The following is a 23,641-nucleotide window of genomic DNA, read 5'->3' on the forward strand; positions in this document are numbered from 1 at the left end:
CTGATGGACGGCGCCCGGCGAACCCGCTACGCGCCCGGGGCCACTCGCGCCGGAGCCGCCTGCGCGGACGTGCCATCCACCCACGGCTGGAGCCCGCGCTTCACCCGCGAGCGCCACGGCGTCTCCACCCACCGGTGCACCGCCACCGACGCGGGCACCAGCAACACCAGCAGCGCCGCCAGGAAGCGCGTGGGCGACGACAGGTCCACGAACCGCTCCATCCAGTGCACCCCCTCGCTGACGGGGTACTGGAGCAGGTACAGCGCGTAGCTGGCCCCGCCCAGGTGCACCAGCCACGGCCGCGCCAGCAACTGCCCCAGCGGACCGCCGCCGCGCGCCAGCCCGTACACCAGCAGCGCGGACGCGGGCGCCAAGAGCGCGTTGTGCATCAGCGGATACGGAATGGACGCGCCCTGCGAGAAGCCCGCGACCAGCAGCGCCGCGCCCGCCAGCGCCATCACCGCGCCGGAGCGCCGGGGCGCCGTCGCCGCCGCCCGCTCCCGCACGAAGACGAGCCCCAGCAGCACGCCCAGGAGGAACTCCGGCAGGCGCACCAGCGGGTTGAACTTCACCACCGCCAGCCACAGGCCGCCGAACGCCACGTCCAGCGTGCCCGGCCCGTCCGGCCGCAGCACCAGGTAGAGCACCGGCGGCAGCAGGCCCAGCATCCACACGCCCACCAGGGCCGCCGCCATGCGCGCGCCCCGGAAGCGCTCCAGCCGCCCGGCCAGCGCGGGGAACACGGCGTAGAAGAACGCCTCCACCGACACGGACCAGGACGGGGGGTTCCAGTACAGCGCCAGCTTCGGCACCCAGGACTGGAGCAGCATCAGCGTGGTGAGCCCCGCCGTGCCCAGCTTCGCCGCCGCCACCGGCAGCGAGTTCGCCGCCAGCGAGCCCTGCGCCGTGGACACCGCCGACAGCAGGAACATCAGGAGGAACACCGGATACACGCGCGCCACGCGCGCGCTCCAGAACGCCCGCGGCGCGGTCTGCATCCCGCCGGCCGTGTCCACGTAGTTGTACGCGAGCACGAAGCCGGACAGGAGGAAGAACACGCCCACGGACGCATAGCCGGAGGCCACCACCTGCACCATCCACTCCGGCGCCACGCCCTGGAGGCACGGGGTCCCGAAATGGAACAACACGACGTGCAGGGCCGCCAGGAAGCGCAGCCCCGTCAGTGCATCCAGCGAGCCTCCGGACTGCTGCTTCATCTACTTGCGACCGATGCCGAAGTACGTGAAGCCCAGCTCACGCATGCGCGCCGGCTGGAAGATGTTGCGGCCGTCGAAGACCACCGGCGTCTTCATCAGCTTCTTCATGCGGTCGAAGTCCGGGTGGCGGAACTCGTTCCACTCCGTCACCACGAACAGGCCGTCCACGCCTTCCAGCGCGTCGTACGGCAGCTCCGCGTAGCGGATGCGGTCGCCGAAGACGCGCTTGGACGCGTGCGCGGCCACCGGGTCATGGGCAATCACCGTCGCGCCCTTGCCGATGAGGCCCTCGATGACCTCGATGGACGGCGCCTCGCGCATGTCGTCCGTCTTCGGCTTGAACGCCAGGCCCCAGACGCCGAACTTCTTGCCCTCCAGCGACCCGTAGTGCTTCACGGCCTTGTTCACGAGCAGCTTCTTCTGACGCTCGTTGGTGCGCTCCACCGCGCGCAGCAGGTCCAGCTCCAGGCCGTACTCGCGCGCCGTGGTGACCAGCGCCTTCACGTCCTTGGGGAAGCAGGAGCCGCCGTAGCCCACGCCCGGGAAGAGGAACGGGTAGCCGATGCGCTTGTCCGCGCCCAGGCCCTTGCGCACGAAGTCCACGTCCGCGCCCACCTTCTCGCAGAGGGCGGAGATGTCGTTCATGAAGGAGATGCGCGTCGCGAGCATCGCGTTCGCCGCGTACTTCGTCAGCTCCGCGGAGCGCGTGTCCATGAACAGGATGGGGTTCTCCGTGCGCACGAACGGCGCGTAGAGCTCTCCCATGATCTTCCGGGCCCGCTCGGTGTCCGCGCCGATGACGACGCGGTCCGGCTTGAAGAAGTCGTCCAGCGCGGCGCCTTCCTTCAGGAACTCCGGGTTGGAGACGACGTCGAACTCCACGTTCGTCACCTTCGCGATGGCGTCGCGAACCTTGTCCGCGGTGCCCACCGGCACGGTGCTCTTGTCCACCACCACCGTGTACTGCTTCATCGCGCGGCCCACCGCCTGCGCCGCCGCGAGCACGTACTGGAGGTCGGCCTCGCCGCTCTCACCTTCCGGAGTACCCACGGCGATGAACACGGCCTGGGCGTTCGCCACGCCCTCCGCCAGGTTCGTGGTGAACGTGAGGCGCTGCTCCTTCACGTTCTTCTTGATGAGCTCCTCCAGACCCGGCTCGTAGATGGGAACCTGTCCATCCTGGAGCATGCGGATCTTCCGCTCGTCGATGTCCACGCACGCGACGTCGTTGCCCGAGTCAGCGAAGCAGGTGCCCGCGACGAGTCCGACGTAGCCCGATCCGATAATGGCAATGCGCATTCTTTAAGTGTCCTGGTTTCGACAGGTGGCGTCATGAACTCATACGCCGACCGGAGCACCGAAAGAAAGCCCGGGGGTGCAGGCCGCAGAGCGACCAGACAGGCTTATCGCCCCGTGAGGAGGCGCCGCAGTCTGTCCACACCCCGCAGGGCGGACGAACGTCCAGGGGTGCTCACCGGACCCACCACCCCCCTGTCCAGCAGCTCACGCGTCGCGCGGCGCAGCGGCGGGAAGGCGGCGGTGGCCTGGGCTTCCGCGTCCGGGAACAGGCGCGCCACGATGGCCAGCGACGTGTAGAGGGCGCGCTCCAGACCGAACGCCTCCGCGCGCGCCAGGAGCGCCGGGACGTCCATGGGGCGCGAGTACACGCCGCCCATCCAGGTGGCGCCGGTGACGAGCTCGCGCAGGTCCACGAACGACAGCCACGGCACGTCATACCCGTGGTGGGCGTGGTCCAGCGCGGTGAGCAACAGCGCGTCCTCCAGCTCCGGGCGGAAGACGGACTGGCCGTAGACCTTCATGGGTCTGGCGCGCTCGAAGATGCCGGCCAACTGCTCACGTCGGTCCGCGCCCAGCACGTCCGCGTAGAGGTGGATGGGGGTGCGGCCGTCGGACACGATGCGCGCCGCGCCCGTGTTGCCCGTGTCGGCTTCCGGGACGAACTCGTGGTTGGACAGGTAGCCGGCGAAGCCGTCCACGTCCATGCGGCGCACCAGCACCTGGATGTCCAGCACGGGCCGGAAGCCCACGTGCGGATAGAGCGCCTCCGCGAAGGCCGCGCCGCCCAGCAGCAGCAGCTTGCGCCCCTCCAGTTGATCCACGATGCGCTTGAAGTGGACCAGCTTCATGACGTTGTCGTTCACGGAGCCGGTGTAGATGGACATCAGCCGGTCGCGGGCCCACTCGGGCGCCTCGCCCCCGCCCATCCGGTACTCCAGGTTGTACGCCGCCAGCGGCGCCAGCCCCTGGGAGATGGCCCAGTCGACGTAGGCCTCCCAGGGCGCGCCCCGGAGCTTTCCGCGCGGGGGCTCGAAGGAGGACAGGACCCGGAAGGTGTCGAGGAGGCTGGGCGCCATGGTGCGGCACCTTTAATGGGCCGGGCCCGCCCGCCGCAATCACCGTCTTCCGGCAGGCGAGCGGACGGGCCTTGGCGCCCCTGGCTCCGCGCCGGTCCCCACAGGAGGCCGGAGCCCCCGCAGCCGCCGCAGCGCGTACCGCACCATGGGCCGGGCCCGGGGGGCCAGCGCCAGCTTCGCGGCGACCCAGGCCGGCTTGTTCTTCGCCAGCTCCGCCCCCACCAGCCGGGGCCCGGAGAACAGCCGCAGGGCCAGCGCGCGCTGCCACCGGGGCGGCGCCAGCGCCTTGAGCACCCACGCGGGCACCGGCGCGTCCAGCAGCCGGTGCGCGGCGTCCCACGCGTACCAGACCAGGTAGGGCAGCCCGGTCTGCCGCGCGCGCGTCACCACCCGGTCCCAGTCGAGCCTCGGGTGCGCCCGCGCCAGCAGCTTCAGGTCGAACAGCCACGCCAGCCGCTGGAGCAGGTGGTTGCTCGCGTGCAGGGACAGGTACACGGCCTCGTCCTCCGCGCACAGGTAGCGCACGGGGTGGCCGTCCAGCGTCGCGTCCTCCGCCCGCGCCACCAGCGCGTCGCCCTCCAGCGCCTGGCCGTAGCCCGCGAGCGCGCGGTAGTGCAGCTCCACCATGCCGTCGGGGCCGGTGAGCTCCACGTGGTGCGCGTCGTCCCGGTCCACGTCGCCGGCCTGCGTGGTGAGCCCCATCCCCTCCAGCGCGTGCACGGCGCACAGCATGCGGGCGCGCGGCACCAGCAGGTCCACGTCGTTCGTCGCGCGATGCAGCGGCTCCGGGTAGAGCCTGCGCGCCAGGCCATAGCCCTTGAGCAGCACCGGCGTCACGCCCAGCCCCGCCAGCGCCGCCAGGCTCCGCGACAGCAGCGAGCGCACGCGCATGCCCCGCGCCGCGCTCATCCGGGCCTCGCGCGAGAGCAGCGCAGCGGCGTCCGGCGTCAGCGTCCAGCCCGCCTTCGCGAGCGCGTGTTCGACGAAGCCGGCGAGCCCGTGGCGCACGGCGGCCTTCACCAGCGCGTCGCAGTCGCCCGCGTCCGAGGGGGCGGGCACGGACGGCGCTTCCGGCCAGGCCTGGAGCAGGGTCAGCAGGGCCGGAGCGGAGGTCATGGGCTCACCGCCGCATCGCGATGATGCGCTCGGGCGCCGCGGCCTCCAGCGCCACCAACTGCCCCACCCGCTCCGCCACCGCGTCCGCGACGACCTCCAGCGCCAGCTCCTCGTCCCGGTCGATGGCGGCCCGGCCGTCGCGCCAGACCAAACGCAGCGCTCCGAAGAGGTCCTCCGCCTCCTTCACGTCCAGGCGCACCTCCAGCGAGGTCTCGGTACCGGCGTCCTGCTGGGATTCGAAGACGACGCCTCCGCCCACGTCGTCATGCGGGCGGCGCAGGCGCAGCTCCAGCACGGACAGGCTCAGGCCCTGGGACAGGGGCCGCACGGCGTTCCACACCGCCTGGAACGAACCGGCCGCGCGCACCGCGGCGGTGACGGAGCGCACCAGCGAGCGCAGCTCCTGGTTGCGCTGGCGCGTCTGCTGGACCGCGCCCATGTGGCGCACGTCCAGGTAGCCCAGCTTGCGCATCAGCACCATGATGACCACGCCGACGCCGCTGAGCAGCAGCGCGCTCTGCGTGCTGTTGGCGAAGTGCAGCCCCAGCGCGGTGAGCATGAACAGCGTGCACAGCGCGTAGAGCACCAGCACGGTGGTGCGGTGCGACAGCAGGAAGCGGCTCATCAGCCGGTGGTGGATGTGCTCCTTGTCCGCGCTGAACAGCGGTCTGCCCAGCAGCGAGCGGCGCACCATGGCCAAGAGCGTGTCCATGATGGGCAGGCCCAGCGCCATCACCGGCACGAGCAGCGCCACCGCGGTGCCGCTCTTCGACGACGTCTTGATGGACACCGCCGCGAGCACGAAGCCCAGGAACATGCTGCCCGTGTCCCCCATGAAGATGGAGGCCGGGTTGAAGTTGAAGACGAGGAACCCAAGGATGGCGCCCGCGAGCGCCACCATCAGCAGGCACAGCAGCACGTCCCCGCGCATCAGCGCGAGCAGGAAGTGGGTGCCCACGCCGAAGAACGCGACGCCGCCCGCCAGCCCGTCCAGCCCGTCGATGAGGTTGAGCGCGTTGATGACGCCCACCACCCACAGCACCGTCAGCGGCAGGCTCAAGAGCCCCAGCGTCAGCTCCGCGCCGAAGGGGTTGGCCAGCACCTCGATGCGGAAGCCCAGCGCGTACAGGCCCAGCGCCACCGCGAACTGCACGGAGAACTTCAGCTTCGCGCCCGCGCCCTTGAGGTCGTCGTAGAAGCCCAGCCCCGCGATGATGGCGCCGCCCACGAAGAGGCCGACGATGAGCTCCGTCTGCGCGAGGAACTGGTCCCCCACGCCCGAGTCCACGAGGAACAGCGCGCACAGCGGCGCGAAGAAGCCGCCCACGATGCCGATGCCGCCCAGCCGTGGGATGGGCCGCACGTGCACCTTGCGGCTGGAGTTCGCCTGGTCCAACCAGCCCCAGGCCAGTGCCCGCTCGCGCACGCGCCACGTGAGCACCAGCGCCACGAGCAGCGATACGAGGAAGGCGACGAAGAAGGTGATCATGCGAGAGGAGCTTCCACCGCGCATCGTGACGGCCACCGGAGCAGCGCGTCAACGTCCCGGCGTCACAAGGAGGGAACGACGCGCCTGCCTACTTGCCGTCGGAATCCCTGTCACGCAGGACTTCTTCGTAAAGCGCAAGGGTGCGGGCGGCGATGTCGGGCCAGGTGAGTCCCTGGACCTGGGCCTGGGCCGCGCGGCGCAGGGCATACCGCCGGGGTGCATCCGCCGCCAGCTCGCGCACCGCGGCCACCAGCGCGTCCACGTCTCCAATGGGGAAGAGCAGCCCCGTGCGGCCGGGGTGCACGACGGAGGGCGCCACGCCCACGGGGGTGGAGACGGGCACGAGCCCGGAGGCCATGGCCTCCACCAGCGCCATGCCGTAGCCCTCCGTGCGACTGGCGAAGAGCAGCACCTCCTCCCGCGCGAGCAGGCCGGGCAGCGTCGCGTTCGCGTAGCGCGGGACCACGTGGAGCTGGGGCTGGAGGGACGCGGGGAAGGCGGCGCGGACTTCGGGCTCGGGGGTGCCGGTGCCGTAGAGGGTCAGGGTGAAGGAGAGCCCCTGGGCTTGCAGCCGGGTCACGGCGGCGATGACTTCATCGACGCCCTTGGTCTGGAGGAAGGAGCCCACCATCGCGAGGCGTAAGGGGCCTTCCTCCAGCGGCGCCGGGAGAGCCAGCCCCTGGAAGGCCGCGTCGAGTCCGTGGCCGATGACGCTCAGCTTGCTGGCGGGGACGCCCAGCTGTTCGCGCGCGAACACGGCGTCGCCTTCGTTGAGGAGGATGGAGTGGTCCGCCAAGCGCAGCGTCCGCTCCACCTCCCAGAGGCGGAAGCCGCCGTGGTACAGCGGGTACTTCCAGCTCAGGCGCAGCCGGCCCTCGCGCACGTCGGCGCGGATCCGCCGGGAGAGGGAGTGCTCCAGGCCATGGCTGCGCGTCAACAGCGCGTGACGGCGGGCGGCGCCGGGACGGCCCGCTTGAGCCCAGGGCCATGCGTCCCCGGTGGTGACGTCGAGCACGTCATAGCGGCGCGCCACGCGGGCCAGGTGCGCGGAGAGGACCCACGGGAAGCGCAGGTTGTGGAGCGCGGTGAAGTGCTCCACGCCGGGGAAGGCCTCCCCGTAGCTGTAGAAGTCCACGGTGCAGCCCCGGGCCTGGAGCGCTCGGCCCAGCGCGAGCGTCACGCCGGGAGCGCCCAGGTCCTGGGACAGCGGGTGGTGGATGGCCAGGAGCACGCGCATGCGCGCGCTTCATAGCTCACATCTGCGGGCCCGCGAGCAACGCCGCCCCGATGGCGCCAGACAGGTCGCCCAGCTCCGCGACGTGCATCGCGGGCTTGCGCTCCGTCATGAACAAGTGCGGGTGCATGGCGTCCTCAATGTCGCTCAGGTACGTGGGCGCCAGCCTCGCTCCCAGCCCGCCCCCGATGACGACGGCCTCCACGTCCAGCAGGTTGATGACGGAGGCGATGGCCACGCCCATCATCCGGATGGCCCGTTCGATGAGCCACGTCGCCAGCGGATCCTTCTCCTTCAACGCCCGCGCCCAGACGCTGCTGGACAGGCGCGTGCGCTTCTTCTCCTTCATGATGTCGAAGAGGATCGTCTTCGCCCCCTTCTTCGCCTCCGCGCGCGCCTTGCGTTCCATGCACGCGCGCCCCGCGTAGGCCTCCAGGCAGCCGCGCCGGCCGCAGCCACAGCGCGCTCCGTCGGGCTTCACCACCATGTGGCCAATCTCACCGGCGGAGCCCCGCCCGCGCCACGGCACGCCGTTGAGCACCAGGCCGCCGCCCACGCCCGTGCCCCACCACACGCCCAGCACCGAGCGGTAGTTGCGGCCCGCGCCCAGCTTGTACTCGGCCGCGACGGCTACCTGGACGTCGTTGCCCAGCGCTACCTTGCCGCCGCCCACGAGGTCGCGCAGGTCGGACGCCAGGGGATACGGCGCTTCCCAGCCGCCCGCGACGTTGCTCGTGTGCGCGAGCGTGCCGCCGTTCGCGTCTACCGACCCCGGCGCGCCCACGCCCACGCCCGCGAGCTTCGTGGGCTCCACGCCGGCGGCCTGCGCCGCCTCGCCCAGCGTGCCGTAGAGTTCCTTCACCACCTCGCCCGGGCCACCGGCCGCGGGCGTCGGATGGCGGGCCCGGCCCAGCACCTCGCCGCGAGCATCCACGACGACGGCTTCAATCTTGGTGCCCCCCAGGTCGATGCCTCCCCAAATGCGGGCCTTGTCGGCCGGCGTCCCGTTCCCCGCGCCGTGCCCGTTCTTCGCTGAAGCCTCGGCCATGTTACGCCCTCGTGGTTCGCGGCATCCTGCTTCCGCACGCGGCACAATCTGCGCAGTGCTTTTCCGTCCGGAGCCGCCACGCCGAGCACCCCCGCGCCCGCCCGCCCGCTCCACGGGGTTGCATGCGGGCCCTCCTTCCGGGAGGCCGGAGGCGCCCTCCTCCTTCAGCCCCTGTTCGCCGGAAGCAGGCGCGCATATAGGCTCCGTCGCAGTTCCTTTCGTGGAGCACCCCGCTTCCCCATGAGCAGCCGTTCCCCTTCCGCGCCGGACACCGCCAACGCCCCTCCACTGGGCACGTCGGACGTGAAGAACCGCGCGCAGCGCTCCATCATCGCCCTGGGCCTGCGCACGCTCGGCTCGCTGGGCTTGCGCGTTGTGAGCTCGCTCGCGCTGTCGCACCTGCTGTTTCCGGGGGACTACGGCGCGTTCGCCATCGTGGCCTTCACCGCCGCGATGGGCGCGTTCCTGGGCGACCTGGGCCTCAGCGCGTCACTGGTGCGCCAGCAGCACGAACCCACGCAGGACGAGATCAGCACCGCCTTCTGGAGCCACCAGGCGTTCACGGTCCTCATCGTGGGCGTCATCCTACTGCTCGCGCCCTGGCTGTCGCGCTCCTACGAGCTGGGCCCTTCGGGCGCGGCCATGGTGAGCGTGATGGCGCTGGGGCTGTTCTTCCACTCGCTGCGCGTCATCCCCATCATGGTGCTGGAGCGCCAGCTGCGCTTCCCGACGCTCGCGCGCATCGAGCTCGTTGAAGGCATCGCGCAGACGGCGACCACCATCCTCCTGGCCTGGCTGCACTGCGGCGCGTGGTCGCTCATCGGCGGCGGGCTCGTGCGGGGCGGGCTGGGCATGGTGATGTTCTGGGCGGCGGCGGGCTGGCGTCCCCGAGGCGCGTTCCGCTGGGACATCGTCAAGCGCCTGCTGGCCTTCGGCATCTGGTTCCAGCTCACGGGCATCATCCCCGCGGCGCTCCAGGGCTGGATTCCGCTGGTGGTGGGGCGCATGGAGGGCAAGGACGCGGTGGGCCTGGTGAACTGGGCGAGCGCCCTGGCCTCCGTGCCGCTCGCGCTGAGCAGCGTCCTCACCCGCGTCGCGTATCCGGCCTACAGCCGCATGCAGCAGGACACGGTCGCGCTCTCGGAGTACCTGCGCACGTCCATCCGGCGCGTGAGCGCATTGTTGTGTCTGGCCATTCCGTTCGGTGTCATCGCGCTGCCGCCCTTCATCCCGGTGGTCTTCGGTGAGCGCTGGAGCCTCGCGTCCGCGCTGGTGCAGTGGTTCACCATCGAGGCGTCGATGCAGGCGGTGCAGGGCCTCTTGCACTCCCAGCAGCACGCCAGCGGCCACGCGAAGGAACGGATGTACGTGGCCACCGCAGCGAGCTTCCTGCGCTTCGGCCTGGGCGCCCTGGCGGTGATGCACTGGGGCATCGTCGGTGTCGGGGTGAGCGCGACGGCCGTCACGCTGACGGAGCTGTGGGTCACCGCGCGACTGGTGTCCCGCCGCAACCCGCACCTGTCGCGGCTCGAATTCGAGGTCATGGAGCCGTTCCTCACGGTGGGCGCGCTGCTCGCGCTGGCGCTGGGCTTCTCCCGGCTTGCGATGGGGCAGGACGGGCTGCTCGTGCAGGCGCTGGTGGCGGCGGGGGTGCTGACCGCGCTGGTGCTCACGCGCGAGGCCACGCGGCGCGGCCTGTCGTTGCTGGGCGAGCTGCGCGCCGTGGTCCAGCACCTGCGCGCGAGGCGGGCGCCTCCGTGAGCCGTGCGTGGCACCTGCTGACGGGCGAGTATCCGCCGGCCCCCGGCGGCGTCTCCGACCACTCCCGGAGCATCGCCCACGCGCTGATGAACGCGGGGGAGACGGTGCACGTCTGGACTCCTGGAGCGGAGGGCGTCACGGATGATCAGGGCGTGACCGTGCACCGGTGGCCCGGCCTCTTCACGCCGCCGGGACTGGTGCGCCTGACGCGCGAGTTGGATGCGACGCCGGCCCCCCGGAGGCTGCTGCTCCAGTACGTGCCCCACGCATTCGGGTGGAAGGCGATGAACGTGCCGTTCTGCGCCTGGTTCGCCTCAAGGCGGCAGGACGAACGCGAGCTGTTCATCCATGAGGCGGTATATCCGTGGAGCCCTCGCGCGCCATGGAAGCATCAGGTGCTTGCAGGGGTCACGCGGGTGATGCTGCGCACGCTGACGCTCGGCGTGGATCGGGCCTACGTCTCCATTCCCACCTGGGCGGAGCACCTTCCCCAACCGCTGCGGGCCCAGGCCCTGTGGTGTCCCATTCCCAGTCCCCTGCCCCTCGACGTGCCGGAGGACGCCGTGCGCGCGGTGCGTGAAGCGCTGGGCGGAGGCTCCACGGTGGCGCACTTCGGCACGTATGGCGCGGCCATCGCGGGCCCGCTGGAGGCCGTACTCGTGCCGTTGTTGCAACGGGATGAACGGCGGCAGGCACTGCTGCTGGGCCGGGGCAGTCAGGGCTGGAGTGAGGCGCTGGGGCGGAAGCATCCCGCGCTGGCCCGAAGGCTCCATGCGAGAGACGGACTGGCACCGGAGACCGTGGCCGCGCACCTGCGCGCGTCGGAGCTGCTGTTGCAGCCCTACCCTGATGGCGTCAGCGCACGGCGAAGCAGCGCGATGGGCGGCCTGGGCCTGGGCCTCCCCATCGTCACCAACACCGGGCACCTGAGCGAACCGCTATGGCGCGAGCTGCGGCCCGCGGCGCTCGCGGACCATGCGTCACCTGAAGCACTGCTGGCGCTCGCGGAGCACCTGCTGAAGCACGGTGAGGAGCGCCGGGCCCTGGGTGAGCGCGCGGCCCGCGTGTACCGTGAGCACTTCACGCTGGAGCACACGGTGGCGCACCTGCTGCGGCTTACCGGGCACACTTCCAGCCGGAGGCACTGAGCAGGTGAGTACCTTGAGGTTGAAGGTCCTGATGGATCCACGCGAGGAGGGCTGGCCCAGCATGGACCTGGTGGGCGAAGCCCTCGTAGAGGGCCTGGCGGCGTTTCCCGCCGAGGTCGACGTCACCCGCGTGCGGCCGCCCATTCCCCATGCCGTGCGAGCCCTGCCCCGCGTGGGAAACCACAAGGCCGCCTTCAACGCGGACCGGCTGCTCACCCGCTTCGGCCTCTACCCGGCGCGGCTGCTGCGGGAGCGCCTGGGACAGGACGCCTTCCACGTCGTGGACCACACCTACGCGCAGCTGGTCCACACGCTGCCCGCGGAGCACACCGGCGTCTTCTGCCATGACCTGGATGCGTTCCGCTCCGTGCTGGAACCCCACCGCGAGCCGCGCTCCACGTGGTTCCGCCTGATGGCACGCGCCACGCTCAAGGGACTGGAGCGCGCGGCCCTCGTCTTCCACAGCACGCAGCAGGTCCGCGCTGAACTGCTCGCGCACGGCGTGGTGCCCCCCGAGCGGCTGGTCTGGGCCCCCTATGGCGTGTCGCCGGAGTACCGGCCCGACCCCGTTCCCGAGGACGCCAGCGACACGGTGCTCGCGCCGCTGAAAGGCAGGCCGTACCTGCTGCACGTGGGCAGCGCCATCCGCCGCAAGCGCCTGGACGTGCTCTTCGACACCTTCGCGTCGCTGCGAGCCCGGCATCCGGACCTCATGCTGGTGCAGCAGGGCGGTGAGCTGGACTCAGCCCAGCAGGCACAGGTGGCGAGGCTCGGCTTGAAGGACGCATTGCTGCAACCGCCCCGGCAGGAGCGGGCCACGCTCGCGGGCCTCTACCGGCGTGCCCGCGCGGTGCTGGTGCCCAGTGAAGCGGAAGGCTTCGGCCTGCCCGTCATCGAAGCGCTGGCGTGCGGTGTCCCCGTGGTGGCCAGCAACCTGCCGGTGCTGCGCGAAGTGGGCGCGGACGCCTGCACGTACTGCCCCGTGGGCGACGTGGCCGCATGGGCGGAAGCCGTGGATGCGCTGCTCACGGGCCGCGTGCCCGCGCCATCACCGGAGACACGCCGTGCACGGGCCGCGCGATTCACCTGGAGTGCCCACGCGCGCACGGTGCTGGACGCGTACCTGCATCGCCTTGACCGCCCCGGGCGGGTCTGATTCGGTCGCTCCCGCGTGCGCATCCTGTTCCTCAACCCCGTGGGAATCCTGGGCGGTGCCGAGCGCGCACTCGTGGATCTCCTCGCGTGCCTGCGCACGCTGGAGCCGGGCCTGTCGCTGCACCTCATCGCGGGCACGGACGGGCCGCTCGTGGAGACGGCTCGGAGTCTCGGGGTGGAGGCCCGCGTGCTCGCCCTGCCCGACCGCCTCTCCGCGCTCGGAGACAGCGGGCTGCGGGAACAGGGGCGCGCCGGGCTCTTTCGCTTTGCACGTGAGATTGCCCCCACGCCCCTGCTGCTGGCCCGCTACGGACTCGACCTGCGGCGCGCGGTGCGCGACGCGGCACCGGACCTGCTGCACTCCAACGGCATCAAGACCCACCTGCTGAGCACGGCCACCACCGGACTTCCGATTCCACGCGTGTGGCACGTGCATGACTTCCTCGGCGAGCGTCCGCTCGTGCGTCGCGCGCTCTCCGGACTGCATCCGCTGGCCTCGGCCGCCATCGCGAACTCGCAGGCCGTGGGTGACGACACGCGCACGGTGCTCCGGAACGTGCCTGTGCATGTCGTGCCCAACGGCGTGGACGTGGAGCGGTTCTCTCCGGGCGCGGGTGACGGCGCGCATCTGGATGCGCTGGCCGGGCTGCCTCCCGCGCCTGCTGGCACGCTGCGCGTGGGGCTCGTGGCCACGTACGCGCGATGGAAGGGACACGACGTCTTCCTGGAAGCCGCGTCCCTGTCGACGCGTCAGGCTCCGTCGCTGCCCGTCCGCTTCTACCTCGTGGGCGCGCCCCTCTACCGCACGGCCGGCTCGCAGTTCACCGACGCGGAGCTGCGCGAACAGGTGGAGCGTCACGGCCTCAAGGGCCGCGTGGGCTTCGTGCCCTTCCAGCCCGACCCCGCCCGCGTCTACCGGGCCCTGGACATCTTCGTGCACGCGAGCACCCGCCGCGAGCCCTTCGGCCTCACCATCGCGGAGGCGCTCGCCTGCGGCCGGGCCGCCGTCATCTCGAAATCGAGCGGCGCGGCCGAAGCACTCCGGGACGGCGAGGACGTCCTGGCCATTGAACCCGGCGACGCGAACACGCTCGCGGCGGCCCTGCGCCGGCTGCTGGAGGACGAAGCCTTGCGAGACACCCTGGCCCGCGCGGCCCGCCACACCGCCGTGCGCCGCTTCTCCCGCGAGCGCTACGCTCGCGACATCCTCCAGGTGTACCGGAGCCTCGTCTCCGCGCGAGGCCACTCATGATGCGTCCCCGGAAGCTCGTCACCGTCTCGCACTCCTACGTCGTCACGCTCAACCGGCGGCTGGCCAACGAGATGACCCGCGTGGGCGCGGGCCGCTGGGACGTCACCGCCGTGGCGCCGAGCACCTTCCACGGAGACCTGGGCCCACTGGTGCTCCAGCGCGACGCCCACGAGGCCGTGAACCTGGAGGCCGTGCGCGTCTTCCTCAGCCGCTCGCTGCACGGCTTCGTCTATGGGCCGGCGCTTCGCGCACACCTGTCGAAGGGCGTGGATCTGGTGCACCTGTGGGAGGAGCCCTACGTGCTCTCCGGTCTGGAGGTGGCGCTGTTGACGCCCGCCCACGTGCCGCTCGTCTTCTGCACGTTCCAGAACCTGGCCAAGCGCTATCCCCCACCCTTCGCGCAGGCCGAGCGCTTCGTCGTGCGCCGGGCCACGGGGTGGATCGCCTGGGGCCAGACGGTGCACGACACGCTGCTCACCCGGCCCGGCTATGAGCAGCGCCCCTCGCGCTTCATCCCCGTGGGCGTGGACGTGGAGCACTTCCGCCCGGATCCGGAGGCGGGCCAGGCCTTCCGCGAGCGCCTGGGCTGGACGTCCGAAGGGCCGCCCGTGGTGGGCTCCCTGGGGCGCTTCGTGCCGGAGAAGGGCCTGCGGCTCCTCATGGATGCGCTCAACACCTTGAGCACACCCTGGCGCGCCCTCTTCGTCGGCGGAGGCCCGCTGGAGGCCGAGCTGCGCGCGTGGGCGGAACGCTACGGAGACCGCGTGCGCATCGTCACCGGCGTGAAGCACGCGGAGGTGCCTCGCGCGCTCAACGCCATGGACGTGCTCTGCGCGCCCAGCCAGACGACGCCCGCGTGGAAGGAGCAGTTCGGCCGCATGCTCGCGGAGGCATTCGCGTGTGGCGTGCCCGTGTTCGCCAGTGACTCCGGAGAGATTCCGCACACCGTGGGCGATGCCGGACGCATCCTGCCGGAGGCCTACGCCCCGGCCTGGACCACCGCGCTCGCGGAGCTCCTGGAGAGTCCCGCCCGGCGTCGGGACCTGGCCGCGCGAGGCCGTGAGCGAGCCGTGTCCCGCTTCGCATGGCCGGTGGTCGCGAAGGCGCACCTCGACTTTTTCGACCAGGTGCTCCAGCGCGATGCGTGAGGCTCAAGCCTCCAGCCGAGCCACCACCGCCGCCGCCATCGCGTCCCACGTCCAGGCACGCAGCTCCGACGACAGCGCGGCCACGGCGGGCATCCACTCCCCGCCCTGCGACCGCCATTCCTTCAAGCGCCGCACCAGCTCGCCGGAGTCTTCGGGGTCGTCCAGCAGCAGTCCCTGGAGCGAGGATGGGAAGCGCTCCGCCACGCCTGCCGAGCGGCTCACCAGCGCAGGGATACCCACGCACAGCGCTTCGTGCACGCCCAGGCCATAGGCCTCATAGCGCGTGGGAGACACCAGCAGATCCGCGGCGGCCAGCAGGCGGGGCACGTCGTCGCGGAAGCCCAGGAAGCGGATCCGCTCGCCCAGGCCCTGCTCACGCGCCGCGCGCTCCCAACGCTCCCGCTCCGCGCCCGTTCCCACCACGCCAAGGTCGACGTCCCACTCGCGTCGCGCGCAAAGCCGGGCCCACGCGTGGAAGAGCGTGTCGAAGCCCTTGCGCCGGTCCCCCAGCGCGCCCACGAACAGCGCCATCCGTCGCTCTTGAGACCAGCCCAGGGACGCACGGGCCTCGCGCCGCAGCGTGGGCGACGTGGACGAGAAGCGCGCGGGGTCGCCGCCCAGATACACGACGTGAACGCGCGAGGCCTCCACACCCGTCGCGGCCAGCAGGTCCTGCCGCGTGCGCTCCGAGTTCGCCAGGATGATGCGTGCGCGGCGCAGCGCGCGCTGCTCGCGGCGCAGGTACACGCGGTGGCTCACGTGGCCCTTGAGCCTGCGCAGCGGACTGCCAGCGGATTCGGGCACGTGCGCGGCGTGGACGTAGTGGACCCAGTTGGCGGCGGCCACCTCGCAGTTGCCGCCGTTGGCCACCACCTGTCCGCCCTCAGCCAGCGTGCGCGCGGCCCAGAAGCGCCCCACGGCATCGAGCAACGGCTCGCCCAGCAGGTACGCGTTCGCGGGCTTGGGCACGCGGACGAAGCGCACGTTGGGGTAGCGCAGGAGCGAGTCCGCCACGCGGTACGCCACGAGCCGCACGGGCCCTCCCTGGCGCGCGAGCCAGTCCGCCAGCGCGAGGTTCGCGCGGTCCATTCCCCCGGTGGAGACGAAGTCACCGGAGATGAGGGTGTAGGGCCGCATTCCGATTCCGGTTCCAGTACGCGCTAAAGAGGGCCGCGTTGAGCAACCAGAACTCCATGCCCATCTGGCTCATGAAGAACTGATAGCTGAAGGTCTGCGCGAGCGCGCCCAGGTCATACGCGAAGAGGAGGCTGCCCCAGAGCCAGAACTCGCCCCGAGAGTCATCGCGGCGCCGCGCCACCTGGAAGCCCCACCACAGCGTTGCCAGCAACGCGAGCGGATAGCAGACCAACCCCAGCCAGCCGCCGTCATAGGCCCAGGCCGTCCACTGGATTTCGGCCCAGAGGGGCGGACTCGCGCGGTCGCTGTTGTCGCCGAAGTAGGCATTGGCCATGCCGTAGCGCCCCAGGCCCGCGCCCAGGGGGAACTCCGGGAGCACCTCGTCGAAGGTCTCGTCGAGGAAGCGGCCGCGGTTGGACTGATACACCTGCGAGGGATCGGAGGCCGTGAGCGTGCTCCACCGCGCGAGCACCGCGTCGCCGCCGACCGCGACGGCCCAACCGAAGGCCGCCACCGCGAAGCCGCCCACGACCGCGGCCAGCGTCACCAGACGCACCCAGCGGCCGCTCACGGTGAGCACCAGTCCCATGGCCGCCATGCACACCAGCAGCGTCACCGCCGCGACGCGCACCTGCCCCAGATAGAGGCAGATGAGCCCGATGCAGATACCCGCCGCGCCCAGCACCTTCCGGGACATCCCCTGGCGACTGAGCAGGAACGTCCCGCCCAGCAGCACCGAATAGAAGGCGCCGGTGGAAGCGCCGCCCGGGACGTCCGTCAGGCCCATGGGGCGGAACACGCGCGCCCCGCTCGCGGTCTCGAACTGGAGGCTGCGCACGTAGCCCTCGCCCTGGCTTTCGACCATGGCGGACAGGGCGGGCTGGAAGCGGCCGGGGAAGGACACCTGGAGGATGCCCAGCGCGGCGCTCGCCACGTTGAACAGGAAGAGCAGCAGGACGACGCGTCCGAACATCTTCGTGTCGATGCGCAGGCGGCTCGCCCAGAAGAGGGGCGCGAACACCGCCAACTGGATGCTCAACTGCGCGGCCGCAGCCAGCGGAGTGTTGGTGCCGGGGTGGAAGAAGTTCAGCGCGGTGAGTCCCGCCGATGCGAGCAGGAACGGCATCGCCGGGTGCTTGAGGCGCGGGCCCTTCACCAGCACCAGCAGCGCAAGGCTCGTGCCGAACGACAGGATGCGGAACACCACGCGCACCGGCGCCAGCGCCTCCACCAGCAGCGCGAGCTGGCAGACGAAGAGCAGCGCGATGAACGCCACCACCACGTGGCCCGAACCGAGCAGCCCCGTGGATGCCGTCGCCGGAGTGGATGAGGGCTGCACCGCGGGCTGTGGCGCGCGGCGCACGTAGCGCTGGTGCAGCACACCGGGGCCCTGGAGCTGCGGGCGCGGAGTGGATGCGGAGCGGGCCCCCTTCACAGCACAGGCTCCCGGGCCACGGAGCGCACGGAATCCTCCAGTGCCTCCAGGAACGCGGTCGGCGCGCTCAGCGTCTTCGCGCGAGCAGGCCCCCCGGCGCCCAGCCTGCGTCGCGCGGCTTCATCCTCGATGAGCTCGCGCAGCGCCACGGCCAGCGGCTCCGGCTTCGGAGGCACGAGCACGCCGCACGACGCATCGACGATCTCCAGCGGTCCCCCCAGCGCGGTCGTGACGACGGGAAGCCCGGCGTAGAGCGCCTCCACGAACGCCAGCCCGAAAGGCTCCGGTCCGGTGTTGGGCTGACAGTGCACCTCCGCCGCGCGAAGCAGCCGGGGCACATCCGAGCGCTGTCCCAGGAAGCGCACCCGCTCTCCAAGCCCCAGGGCCAGCGCCTGGGCCTTCAAGCCCTCTTCGTAGGAGACCTCCTCCGGACGCTGCGCGCCGCCAGCGAACCACGCCTTCCAGCGAGGCACCTGTCTCAGCCGGCCCAACGCCTCCAGGAGCAGCCGCTGTCCCTTCCATTCCTGCATGCGGCTGGCATGGACGATGACGACCTCCGCCGCGTCCGCGCCCAGCTCGCCCCGAAGCGAGGACCGCTCCGAAGCGGTGAGGCCAGGGCCGCCGTCCCGAACGGGAGGATGGAGCACGCGCCACGGAGTCCGCGGATACACGCTGCGCAGCGTGCTCGCGGTGTAGCGGCTGTTGCAAAGAGCCAGGTCCGGCGCGGTGACGCGAGCCCACCGTTCCACCCAGTGCGAGCCCGAGAGCGCATCGTGCTGGAAGAAGATCAACGGCACGCCGGCCGTGCGAACCACGGGCCCGAAGAGGGCCTGAGGCCACGCCGCGTGACACACCACCGCGTCGAACGCCTCCCGCTGAAGCAGCGCCATCAGCGCGCGGCGCGCCTCCCAGACACTCCAGGGACGGCTCACCTTCGCCGCCCCCAACAGCGTCAACGGAGCGCCCGCCGAGCGAAGCTCCTCCGCGATGCGCCCCTCGAAGCAGAGCGCGAACGCATGCACCGCGCCGCGCTTCCGGTCTGCGCTTGAGAGCGCCAGCGTGCGAAGCAGCGTCTCCACGCCGCCGTACAGGTTGCCGCTGGAGACATGCAGCACACGCATGCGCGGACCTTCAGCGCCCACCCGCGACGTGCCGGACGGAGACATCGCTCCGCTCCTCCGTCACGGTCGGGCGTCCAAGCGCCTCCGCGTACAGGTCCAGGCTGCGTGACGCCATCACGTCATGGGCGAACTCCGCCCGCGCACGCTCCTGCGCGCCACGCGACAGCCGCTCCCGCAGCCCTGGCTCCTCCACCAGTCTCCGTGCCGCCGCCGCCAGCGCCCGTGCATCCCCCACCGGCACGGTGAGTCCGGTGCGCTCGTGCAGGCTCACCCACGCCACCCCAGAGTCCGGCACGGCGGTGTTGAGCACGGGCAGACCGCTCGCCAGTGCCTCCACCTGCGACAGGCCATACGCCTCGCTGCGCGCATTGCTCGGGAACCACAGCGCCGTCGCGGCCCGGAACGCGCCCGCCAGTTCCTCCGGCGACAGGTACCCCGCCCACGTCACGCGGTCCTCGATGCCCAACGCCTTCGCCCGCGCGCGGCCTTCCTGCGCCAGCGGCCCCTCGCCCACCACCACCAGCCGCCCCGGCGCGTGCACCAGCGCCTCCAGCGCCGTGAACAAACCCTTGTAGTAGACGAGCCGCCCCACCATCAGCCACAGCGGCCCGCCCGCGGCCTCCGCCGTCCACCGCGCCTGTGCCTCGCGCGCCTCGGCGGAAGGATGCAGGTACGCGTCCAGCTCGATGCCCAGCGGCAGCACCCGCACCTTCGACTTGAACGTGGACAACAACGACGAGCCGCGCACGTACGCGTCGCTCGTGGCCAGCAGCCGCGCCGCGCGCGAATACAGCATCCACTCGAAGGGACGGAACAGCGCGCCCGCGACCTTCTGCCGGATGACGTCGCTCTGGTGCGTCACCACCACCGCGGGCAGGCGCGGCACCGCATCCAGCGCCAGCACCATGCTCGGGTTGGGCACGTGCAGGTGCACCACGTCCACGCCCCGCGCCAGCGCCTTCCGGAGCACGAACGGCAAGGACGGCATCACGTCCATGCGCGCCACGGACGCCAGCCGCCCCAGCCGCACCACGCGCACCGGCCCGTCCCACTCCTCACGCGTGGGGCTGCGCCCGTGGAACTCGTGGCTCGTGCCGGTGCCGTCCACGGAGTGGTTCGCGCACAGCACCTCCACCTGCGCGCCCAGCGACGCCTGCGCCCGCGCCAGCGTGCGCACGTGCGCCTCCATGCCGCCGGAGGCCGGAGGGTAGAACTTCCCCAGGTGCAGCACCCGCAGGCCCGCGCCCTTCACGACGGCGCCACCCCGCCCTTGGGCTCGTCCTGCGTCGGGCCGTAGCCCTGGTAGCCCAGGTACGTGTCGCCGTAGCGCGGCTGCCGCAGGTCCACGTCGTTGAGGATGGCGCCGAACATCCGCGCCTGCACGTCCGCCAGCGAGCGCAGCGCGCGCTTCGCGGCGCCCCGGTCCGTCCGGCCCGCCTTGAGCACCATCACCACGCCGTCCGCCTGCGTCGCCAGCACCGCCGCGTCCACGACGGCGTTGAGCGGCGGGCTGTCCAGGATGATGCGGTCGAACTTCTCCCCGGCCTGGCGCAGCAGCTCCTTGAAGGCGCGCGTGTGCAGGAGCTCCGCGGGGTTCGGCGGCAGCGGGCCGCACGGCAGCACGAAGAGGTTGGGCACCTCCGTGCTCTTCACCGCCCTGTCCAGCGAACCCTCGCCCACCACCAGCGAGCTGATGCCCAGGTCGTTGGGCACGCCGAACGCGCGGTGCAGGCGGGGCCTGCGCATGTCCGTGTCCAGGAGCAGCACGCGGTTGCCGCTCTGGGCCATGGCCACGCCCAGGTTGATGCACGTGGTGGACTTGCCCTCTTGAGGCCCGCTGGACGTCACCACCAGCGTCTTGCAGGGGTGGTCCGGCGACATGAACAGGAGGTTGGTGCGCACCGCGCGGCAGCACTCCGCCACCGCCGAGCGTGGCGCGCGGTGCACGTACAGGTCGCGGTCCCCCGGCGCCTTCGTGGCCTCCATGCGCGGCACCACGCCCAGGAACGCCAGGCCCAGCACGTCCTCCACGTCCGCCTGCGACCCGACGGTGTTCTCCAGCATCTCCAGGAACAGCGCCACGCCCAGGCCCAGCAAGAGCCCCATCACCCAGCCCACCATCAGGTTGCGCCGGGTGTGCGGCCGCACCGGCACCATCACCGGCTGCGCGGCGTCCAGCACGCGCACGTTGCTCGTGCGCAAGAGGCCCGACAGCTCGATGTCCTTCAGCCGCTTGAGCACCAGCTCATACAGCCGCTGCGTGTTGTCCGACTCGCGCTGCAGCCGTCCGTACTCGATGGCCTTCTTGTTCACCTGGAAGGCCTCGGCCTTGGCCGCGTCCAGCAGCTTGTTGAGGTTCTTCTCCTCGCCCTGCGCCTCCACCAGCTGCGTCTCCGCGGAGCGCACCACGTTGGTCAGGCTCTTGAGCAGGTCCGCGCGCACGACCTCCAGCTTGCGGTTGCACTCCAGGAGCTTCGGGTGCTCCGGCAGGTAGCGCTCGGTCAGCTCCGCGCACGCGGCCTTCTGCTCGCCGTAGCGCGACTTGAGGTCCTGGATGGGGCCGTCCTTCGCGCCGGGCACGGCCTCCGCCCACGTCTCGTCGTTGCCCGCGTCCTTGCGCAGCCGGTGGATGGCGTCCACGCGCGCCTGCTGCGCCGCGATGCGCGTCTGCACCTCGGTGAGCTTCAGGTTGTAGGAGTTGATCCGCTCGCTGACGATGGACAGTCGCGACTCCAGCGACGTGGACAGCATGTCCGCGTCCTTCTTCAGGTCGTAGACGGCCATCTCGTCGGACTTGGACTGGCGGCCCAGCTCGTCCAGGCGCCCCTCCAGCCACGTGCGCGCCTCCTCCGTGGTGCGCAGCTTGAGCGCCAGGTTCTCCGCCATGTACGCGGCGGCCACCTCGTTGGAGAGCAGCGCCGCGCGCGCGGGGTCCACGTCCTCCACGCCAATGTTCATCACCCGCGAGTCCTTGCCGGGCACCACCTGGATGCGCGAGCGCAACAGCCCCACCGCGTCCGCGCCCTCCAGCGCCTTCGCGCGCTCCGCCGGGTCCAGGTTCGCGGGCAGCCCCAGGAAGGCCGCGTCCTTCGCCAGCCCCAGCCGGTCCACCACGCGGCTGGCCACCGCGCGCGAGGTGATGATCTCGCTCTGCGTGGCGTAGTACTCCTTGTTGAACCAGTAGTTGCTGCGCTCCTCCCCCATGACCTCCTTCACCTCGCCGTCGAGGATGCGCGGCGCGGTGACGTCGATGATGAGCGAGGTGCTGGCCGCGTAGATGCGCGGCTGCCGGAGCGTCCAGGCCGCCGTGAGCGCGGTGACCGCCAACGCCACCCCGAGCATCACCCACTTGCGGCGCCACACGCCGCGCACCCGGTGCATCACGCTCGCGGACGTCGCACCGGGAGCCCCACCGGCCGGGTCCAACACCGTTCCTTCCACGTCGCGTCTCTCCGGAAGTGGCTGCCGCGGGCGGTCCGCTAACGGCCCGGAAAGCCTCCGGACCCGACCTGCACCCACATCGAGCTGGGGGGAATAACATCCGGAGCGTGCAACGGGCCGGGCGGGTTGTCCATCCAACCGACGCCGCCTGGATGCCCCTCATCCATCCGATCCGGTCCGTGAACGCGCACCCCGGAAGCGCCTGTGGTAGTGAGCGGCGCCATGGTTCCTGCTCTCTCCGTCGTCCTGCCCTATACGCCCGCGACCGCCGCCGCCGCCGCCCGGTTCGCCCACGCGCTCTCCGGCCAGGCCCAGGTCGTCCTCGCGGGTGAAGGTCCGGTGGACGTCACGCCCGGTCCCAACGTCCACGTCCTCGCCGCCCAGGGCGGCAAGGGAGCGGCCATCCGCGCCGCGCTGCCCCTCGTCACCGGCACGCACACGGTGCTCCAGGACCCCGACGCCGCCTACTCGCCGGACAGCTACGACGCGCTGGTGCAGCCCCTGCGCGACGACACCGCGGACGGCGTCTTCGGCCGGCGCCCCGGCATGTCCCCGGAGATGGTGGCCGAGCGCGCGCTGGGCGGCATCACCCGCTTCGTCACCGACGTGGCCCTGACGGATCCCCTCACCGGCCTGCGCGCCTTCCGCACGGAAGCGCTGCGCTCCATCCAGCTCACCAGCGATGACGACGCGGTGGACGCGGAGCTGGTGGTGAAGCTGGCCGCGCAGCTCTTCCGCCTCACGGAGGTGGCCCTGCCGCCGCTGCAGGCCGTGCCGCGCCGCCCGGCCTCCGCGCACCTGGCCCGCCTGCGCACGCTGGTGCGCTACGCCACCGTGCGCGACGACGCGGACAACCAGCACGAGGGCTACTCCACCCTGGAGCGCATGGACGGCGCCACCCACTACAACCAGTGGCTGGGCCGCCGCTTCCGCGAGCACATGGGCCGCCGCGTGCTGGAGATTGGCGCCGGCATCGGCACCATCACCCGCGAGCTGGAGGACGGCGCGGAGCACCTGGTCGCGCTGGAGGTGGAGCGCTTCTACGTGGACCGCCTGAAGAACATGTTCCGCGGCAAGCCCCACGTGCGCCCCTACCTGTCCGACGTGGCGCTGGCGGACTGGGAGTCGCTGAAGGCGGAGAACCTGGACACCATCGTGCTGTCCAACGTGCTGGAGCACATCCCGGACGACGCGTCCGCGGTGCGCCGCTTCCGCCAGATTCTGCAGCCGGACGGCCGCGTGCTCATCCTCGTGCCGGCGCTGCCGCAGCTGTTCGGCGCCATCGACGAGGCCGTGGGCCACTACCGCCGCTACACGCCAGAGTCGCTGCGCGCGGTGCTGGAACAGAACGGCTTCCGCGTGGACACGCTGGAGTGGATGAACCTCGTCGGCCTGCCGGGCTGGTTCGTCAACAGCCGCCTCCTGCGCCGCCGCGCGGTGCCCAAGCTCCAGCTCAAGCTCTTCGACACGATGGCCCCCCTGTTCGCCCAGGCCGAGCGCCAGGTGAAGCTGCCCGTGGGCATGAGCCTGTTCGCCGTCGGCCGCGCCGTCTGATGCCCGCGTG

At 71.5% G+C, this 23,641-nt stretch carries 18 protein-coding genes; 6 read left to right on the forward strand and 12 right to left on the reverse strand.

The annotated features are described in order from the left end of the window. Positions 1-26: 26 nt before the first annotated feature. The 7 genes from JYK02_RS16975 to JYK02_RS17005 all read right to left on the reverse strand — a co-directional run bounded on the left by JYK02_RS16975 (position 27) and on the right by JYK02_RS17005 (position 8,479). Complete coding sequence (locus tag JYK02_RS16975) at positions 27-1,217, reverse strand: acyltransferase family protein (protein WP_207052326.1); 1,191 nt, start codon at positions 1,215-1,217, stop codon at positions 27-29. Next, positions 1,218-2,516 (reverse strand): UDP-glucose dehydrogenase family protein, encoded by a 1,299-nt coding sequence (locus JYK02_RS16980; RefSeq protein WP_207052329.1) that lies wholly within the window; start codon positions 2,514-2,516, stop codon positions 1,218-1,220. A gap of 104 nt (positions 2,517-2,620) precedes the next feature. Further along, positions 2,621-3,592: a nucleotidyltransferase domain-containing protein gene (locus tag JYK02_RS16985; RefSeq protein WP_207052331.1), complete on the reverse strand. Its 972-nt coding sequence runs from the start codon at positions 3,590-3,592 to the stop codon at positions 2,621-2,623. 39 nt (positions 3,593-3,631) lie between these two features. Then, positions 3,632-4,708, reverse strand: coding sequence for a nucleotidyltransferase domain-containing protein (locus JYK02_RS16990; RefSeq protein WP_207052333.1), 1,077 nt, complete (start codon positions 4,706-4,708; stop codon positions 3,632-3,634). Positions 4,709-4,712: 4 nt separating this feature from the next. After that, positions 4,713-6,197 carry an MraY family glycosyltransferase gene (locus tag JYK02_RS16995; protein ID WP_207052335.1) on the reverse strand — a complete coding sequence of 495 codons (1,485 nt, stop codon included), beginning with the start codon at positions 6,195-6,197 and terminating at the stop codon, positions 4,713-4,715. Between the two features lie 88 nt (positions 6,198-6,285). Next, a complete protein-coding gene (locus tag JYK02_RS17000; protein ID WP_207052336.1) occupies positions 6,286-7,434 on the reverse strand; it encodes a glycosyltransferase family 4 protein in 1,149 nt (382 codons plus the stop codon). A 16-nt stretch (positions 7,435-7,450) separates the two neighbouring features. Next, the gene (locus JYK02_RS17005) at positions 7,451-8,479 is read right to left on the reverse strand and encodes an ROK family protein (protein WP_207052337.1); all 1,029 of its coding nucleotides are present in this window, start codon (positions 8,477-8,479) and stop codon (positions 7,451-7,453) included. A gap of 240 nt (positions 8,480-8,719) precedes the next feature. Here JYK02_RS17005 and JYK02_RS17010 point away from each other — a divergent pair, with 240 nt between their 5' ends. Genes JYK02_RS17010 through JYK02_RS17030 form a run of 5 tightly spaced genes read left to right on the forward strand, consistent with a single transcriptional unit; the run spans position 8,720 to position 14,943 of the window. After that, positions 8,720-10,240, forward strand: a complete 1,521-nt coding sequence (locus JYK02_RS17010) for an oligosaccharide flippase family protein (RefSeq protein WP_207052338.1) — start codon at positions 8,720-8,722, stop codon at positions 10,238-10,240. Next, positions 10,237-11,388 carry a glycosyltransferase family protein gene (locus tag JYK02_RS17015; protein ID WP_207052339.1) on the forward strand — a complete coding sequence of 384 codons (1,152 nt, stop codon included), beginning with the start codon at positions 10,237-10,239 and terminating at the stop codon, positions 11,386-11,388. The genes JYK02_RS17010 and JYK02_RS17015 overlap by 4 nt, the downstream gene beginning before the upstream one ends. Positions 11,389-11,419: 31 nt before the next feature. Then, a complete protein-coding gene (locus tag JYK02_RS17020) occupies positions 11,420-12,544 on the forward strand; it encodes a glycosyltransferase family 4 protein (protein ID WP_207052340.1) in 1,125 nt (374 codons plus the stop codon). A 15-nt stretch (positions 12,545-12,559) separates the two neighbouring features. Beyond that, on the forward strand, positions 12,560-13,795 hold the full coding sequence (locus JYK02_RS17025) for a glycosyltransferase (protein WP_207052341.1): 1,236 nt from the start codon (positions 12,560-12,562) through the stop codon (positions 13,793-13,795). Continuing rightward, on the forward strand, positions 13,792-14,943 hold the full coding sequence (locus JYK02_RS17030; protein WP_207052342.1) for a glycosyltransferase family 4 protein: 1,152 nt from the start codon (positions 13,792-13,794) through the stop codon (positions 14,941-14,943). The genes JYK02_RS17025 and JYK02_RS17030 overlap by 4 nt, the downstream gene beginning before the upstream one ends. A 3-nt stretch (positions 14,944-14,946) precedes the next feature. On the opposite strand, the gene JYK02_RS17035 is transcribed toward JYK02_RS17030, so the two are convergent. From JYK02_RS17035 to JYK02_RS17055, 5 genes are read right to left on the reverse strand one after another with little or no spacing between them, the layout of a single operon-like run. Continuing rightward, positions 14,947-16,032: a glycosyltransferase family 4 protein gene (locus JYK02_RS17035; protein ID WP_207055157.1), complete on the reverse strand. Its 1,086-nt coding sequence runs from the start codon at positions 16,030-16,032 to the stop codon at positions 14,947-14,949. A gap of 19 nt (positions 16,033-16,051) precedes the next feature. Continuing rightward, positions 16,052-17,515 (reverse strand): hypothetical protein, encoded by a 1,464-nt coding sequence (locus tag JYK02_RS17040; RefSeq protein WP_207052344.1) that lies wholly within the window; start codon positions 17,513-17,515, stop codon positions 16,052-16,054. Further along, positions 17,512-18,636, reverse strand: a complete 1,125-nt coding sequence (locus tag JYK02_RS17045; RefSeq protein ID WP_207052345.1) for a glycosyltransferase family 4 protein — start codon at positions 18,634-18,636, stop codon at positions 17,512-17,514. The genes JYK02_RS17040 and JYK02_RS17045 overlap by 4 nt, the downstream gene beginning before the upstream one ends. Before the next feature lie 10 nt (positions 18,637-18,646). Further along, positions 18,647-19,888: a glycosyltransferase gene (locus JYK02_RS17050; protein ID WP_431603483.1), complete on the reverse strand. Its 1,242-nt coding sequence runs from the start codon at positions 19,886-19,888 to the stop codon at positions 18,647-18,649. Continuing rightward, positions 19,885-22,077 (reverse strand): polysaccharide biosynthesis tyrosine autokinase, encoded by a 2,193-nt coding sequence (locus JYK02_RS17055; protein ID WP_207052347.1) that lies wholly within the window; start codon positions 22,075-22,077, stop codon positions 19,885-19,887. Before JYK02_RS17055 ends, JYK02_RS17050 begins: the two co-directional genes overlap by 4 nt. Positions 22,078-22,299: 222 nt before the next feature. On the opposite strand from JYK02_RS17055, the gene JYK02_RS17060 reads away from it, so the two are divergent. Further along, the gene (locus JYK02_RS17060) at positions 22,300-23,631 is read left to right on the forward strand and encodes a bifunctional glycosyltransferase/class I SAM-dependent methyltransferase (RefSeq protein ID WP_207052349.1); all 1,332 of its coding nucleotides are present in this window, start codon (positions 22,300-22,302) and stop codon (positions 23,629-23,631) included. The last annotated feature ends 10 nt before the right edge of the window (positions 23,632-23,641 follow it).

It is taken from the genome of Corallococcus macrosporus (assembly GCF_017302985.1).
Classification (GTDB): domain Bacteria; phylum Myxococcota; class Myxococcia; order Myxococcales; family Myxococcaceae; genus Corallococcus; species Corallococcus macrosporus_A.

Bases quoted from the DNA above. Each gene is read 5' to 3' on its own strand.
- JYK02_RS16975 (WP_207052326.1), bottom strand. From the start codon at position 1,217: ATGAAGCAGCAGTCCGGAGGCTCGCTGGATGCACTGACGGGGCTGCGC.
- JYK02_RS16980 (WP_207052329.1), bottom strand. From the start codon at position 2,516: ATGCGCATTGCCATTATCGGATCGGGCTACGTCGGACTCGTCGCGGGC.
- JYK02_RS16985 (WP_207052331.1), bottom strand. From the start codon at position 3,592: ATGGCGCCCAGCCTCCTCGACACCTTCCGGGTCCTGTCCTCCTTCGAG.
- JYK02_RS16990 (WP_207052333.1), bottom strand. From the start codon at position 4,708: ATGACCTCCGCTCCGGCCCTGCTGACCCTGCTCCAGGCCTGGCCGGAA.
- JYK02_RS16995 (WP_207052335.1), bottom strand. From the start codon at position 6,197: ATGATCACCTTCTTCGTCGCCTTCCTCGTATCGCTGCTCGTGGCGCTG.
- JYK02_RS17000 (WP_207052336.1), bottom strand. From the start codon at position 7,434: ATGCGCGTGCTCCTGGCCATCCACCACCCGCTGTCCCAGGACCTGGGC.
- JYK02_RS17005 (WP_207052337.1), bottom strand. From the start codon at position 8,479: ATGGCCGAGGCTTCAGCGAAGAACGGGCACGGCGCGGGGAACGGGACG.
- JYK02_RS17010 (WP_207052338.1), top strand. From the start codon at position 8,720: ATGAGCAGCCGTTCCCCTTCCGCGCCGGACACCGCCAACGCCCCTCCA.
- JYK02_RS17020 (WP_207052340.1), top strand. From the start codon at position 11,420: ATGGATCCACGCGAGGAGGGCTGGCCCAGCATGGACCTGGTGGGCGAA.
- JYK02_RS17030 (WP_207052342.1), top strand. From the start codon at position 13,792: ATGATGCGTCCCCGGAAGCTCGTCACCGTCTCGCACTCCTACGTCGTC.
- JYK02_RS17035 (WP_207055157.1), bottom strand. From the start codon at position 16,032: ATGGACCGCGCGAACCTCGCGCTGGCGGACTGGCTCGCGCGCCAGGGA.
- JYK02_RS17045 (WP_207052345.1), bottom strand. From the start codon at position 18,636: ATGCGTGTGCTGCATGTCTCCAGCGGCAACCTGTACGGCGGCGTGGAG.
- JYK02_RS17060 (WP_207052349.1), top strand. From the start codon at position 22,300: ATGGTTCCTGCTCTCTCCGTCGTCCTGCCCTATACGCCCGCGACCGCC.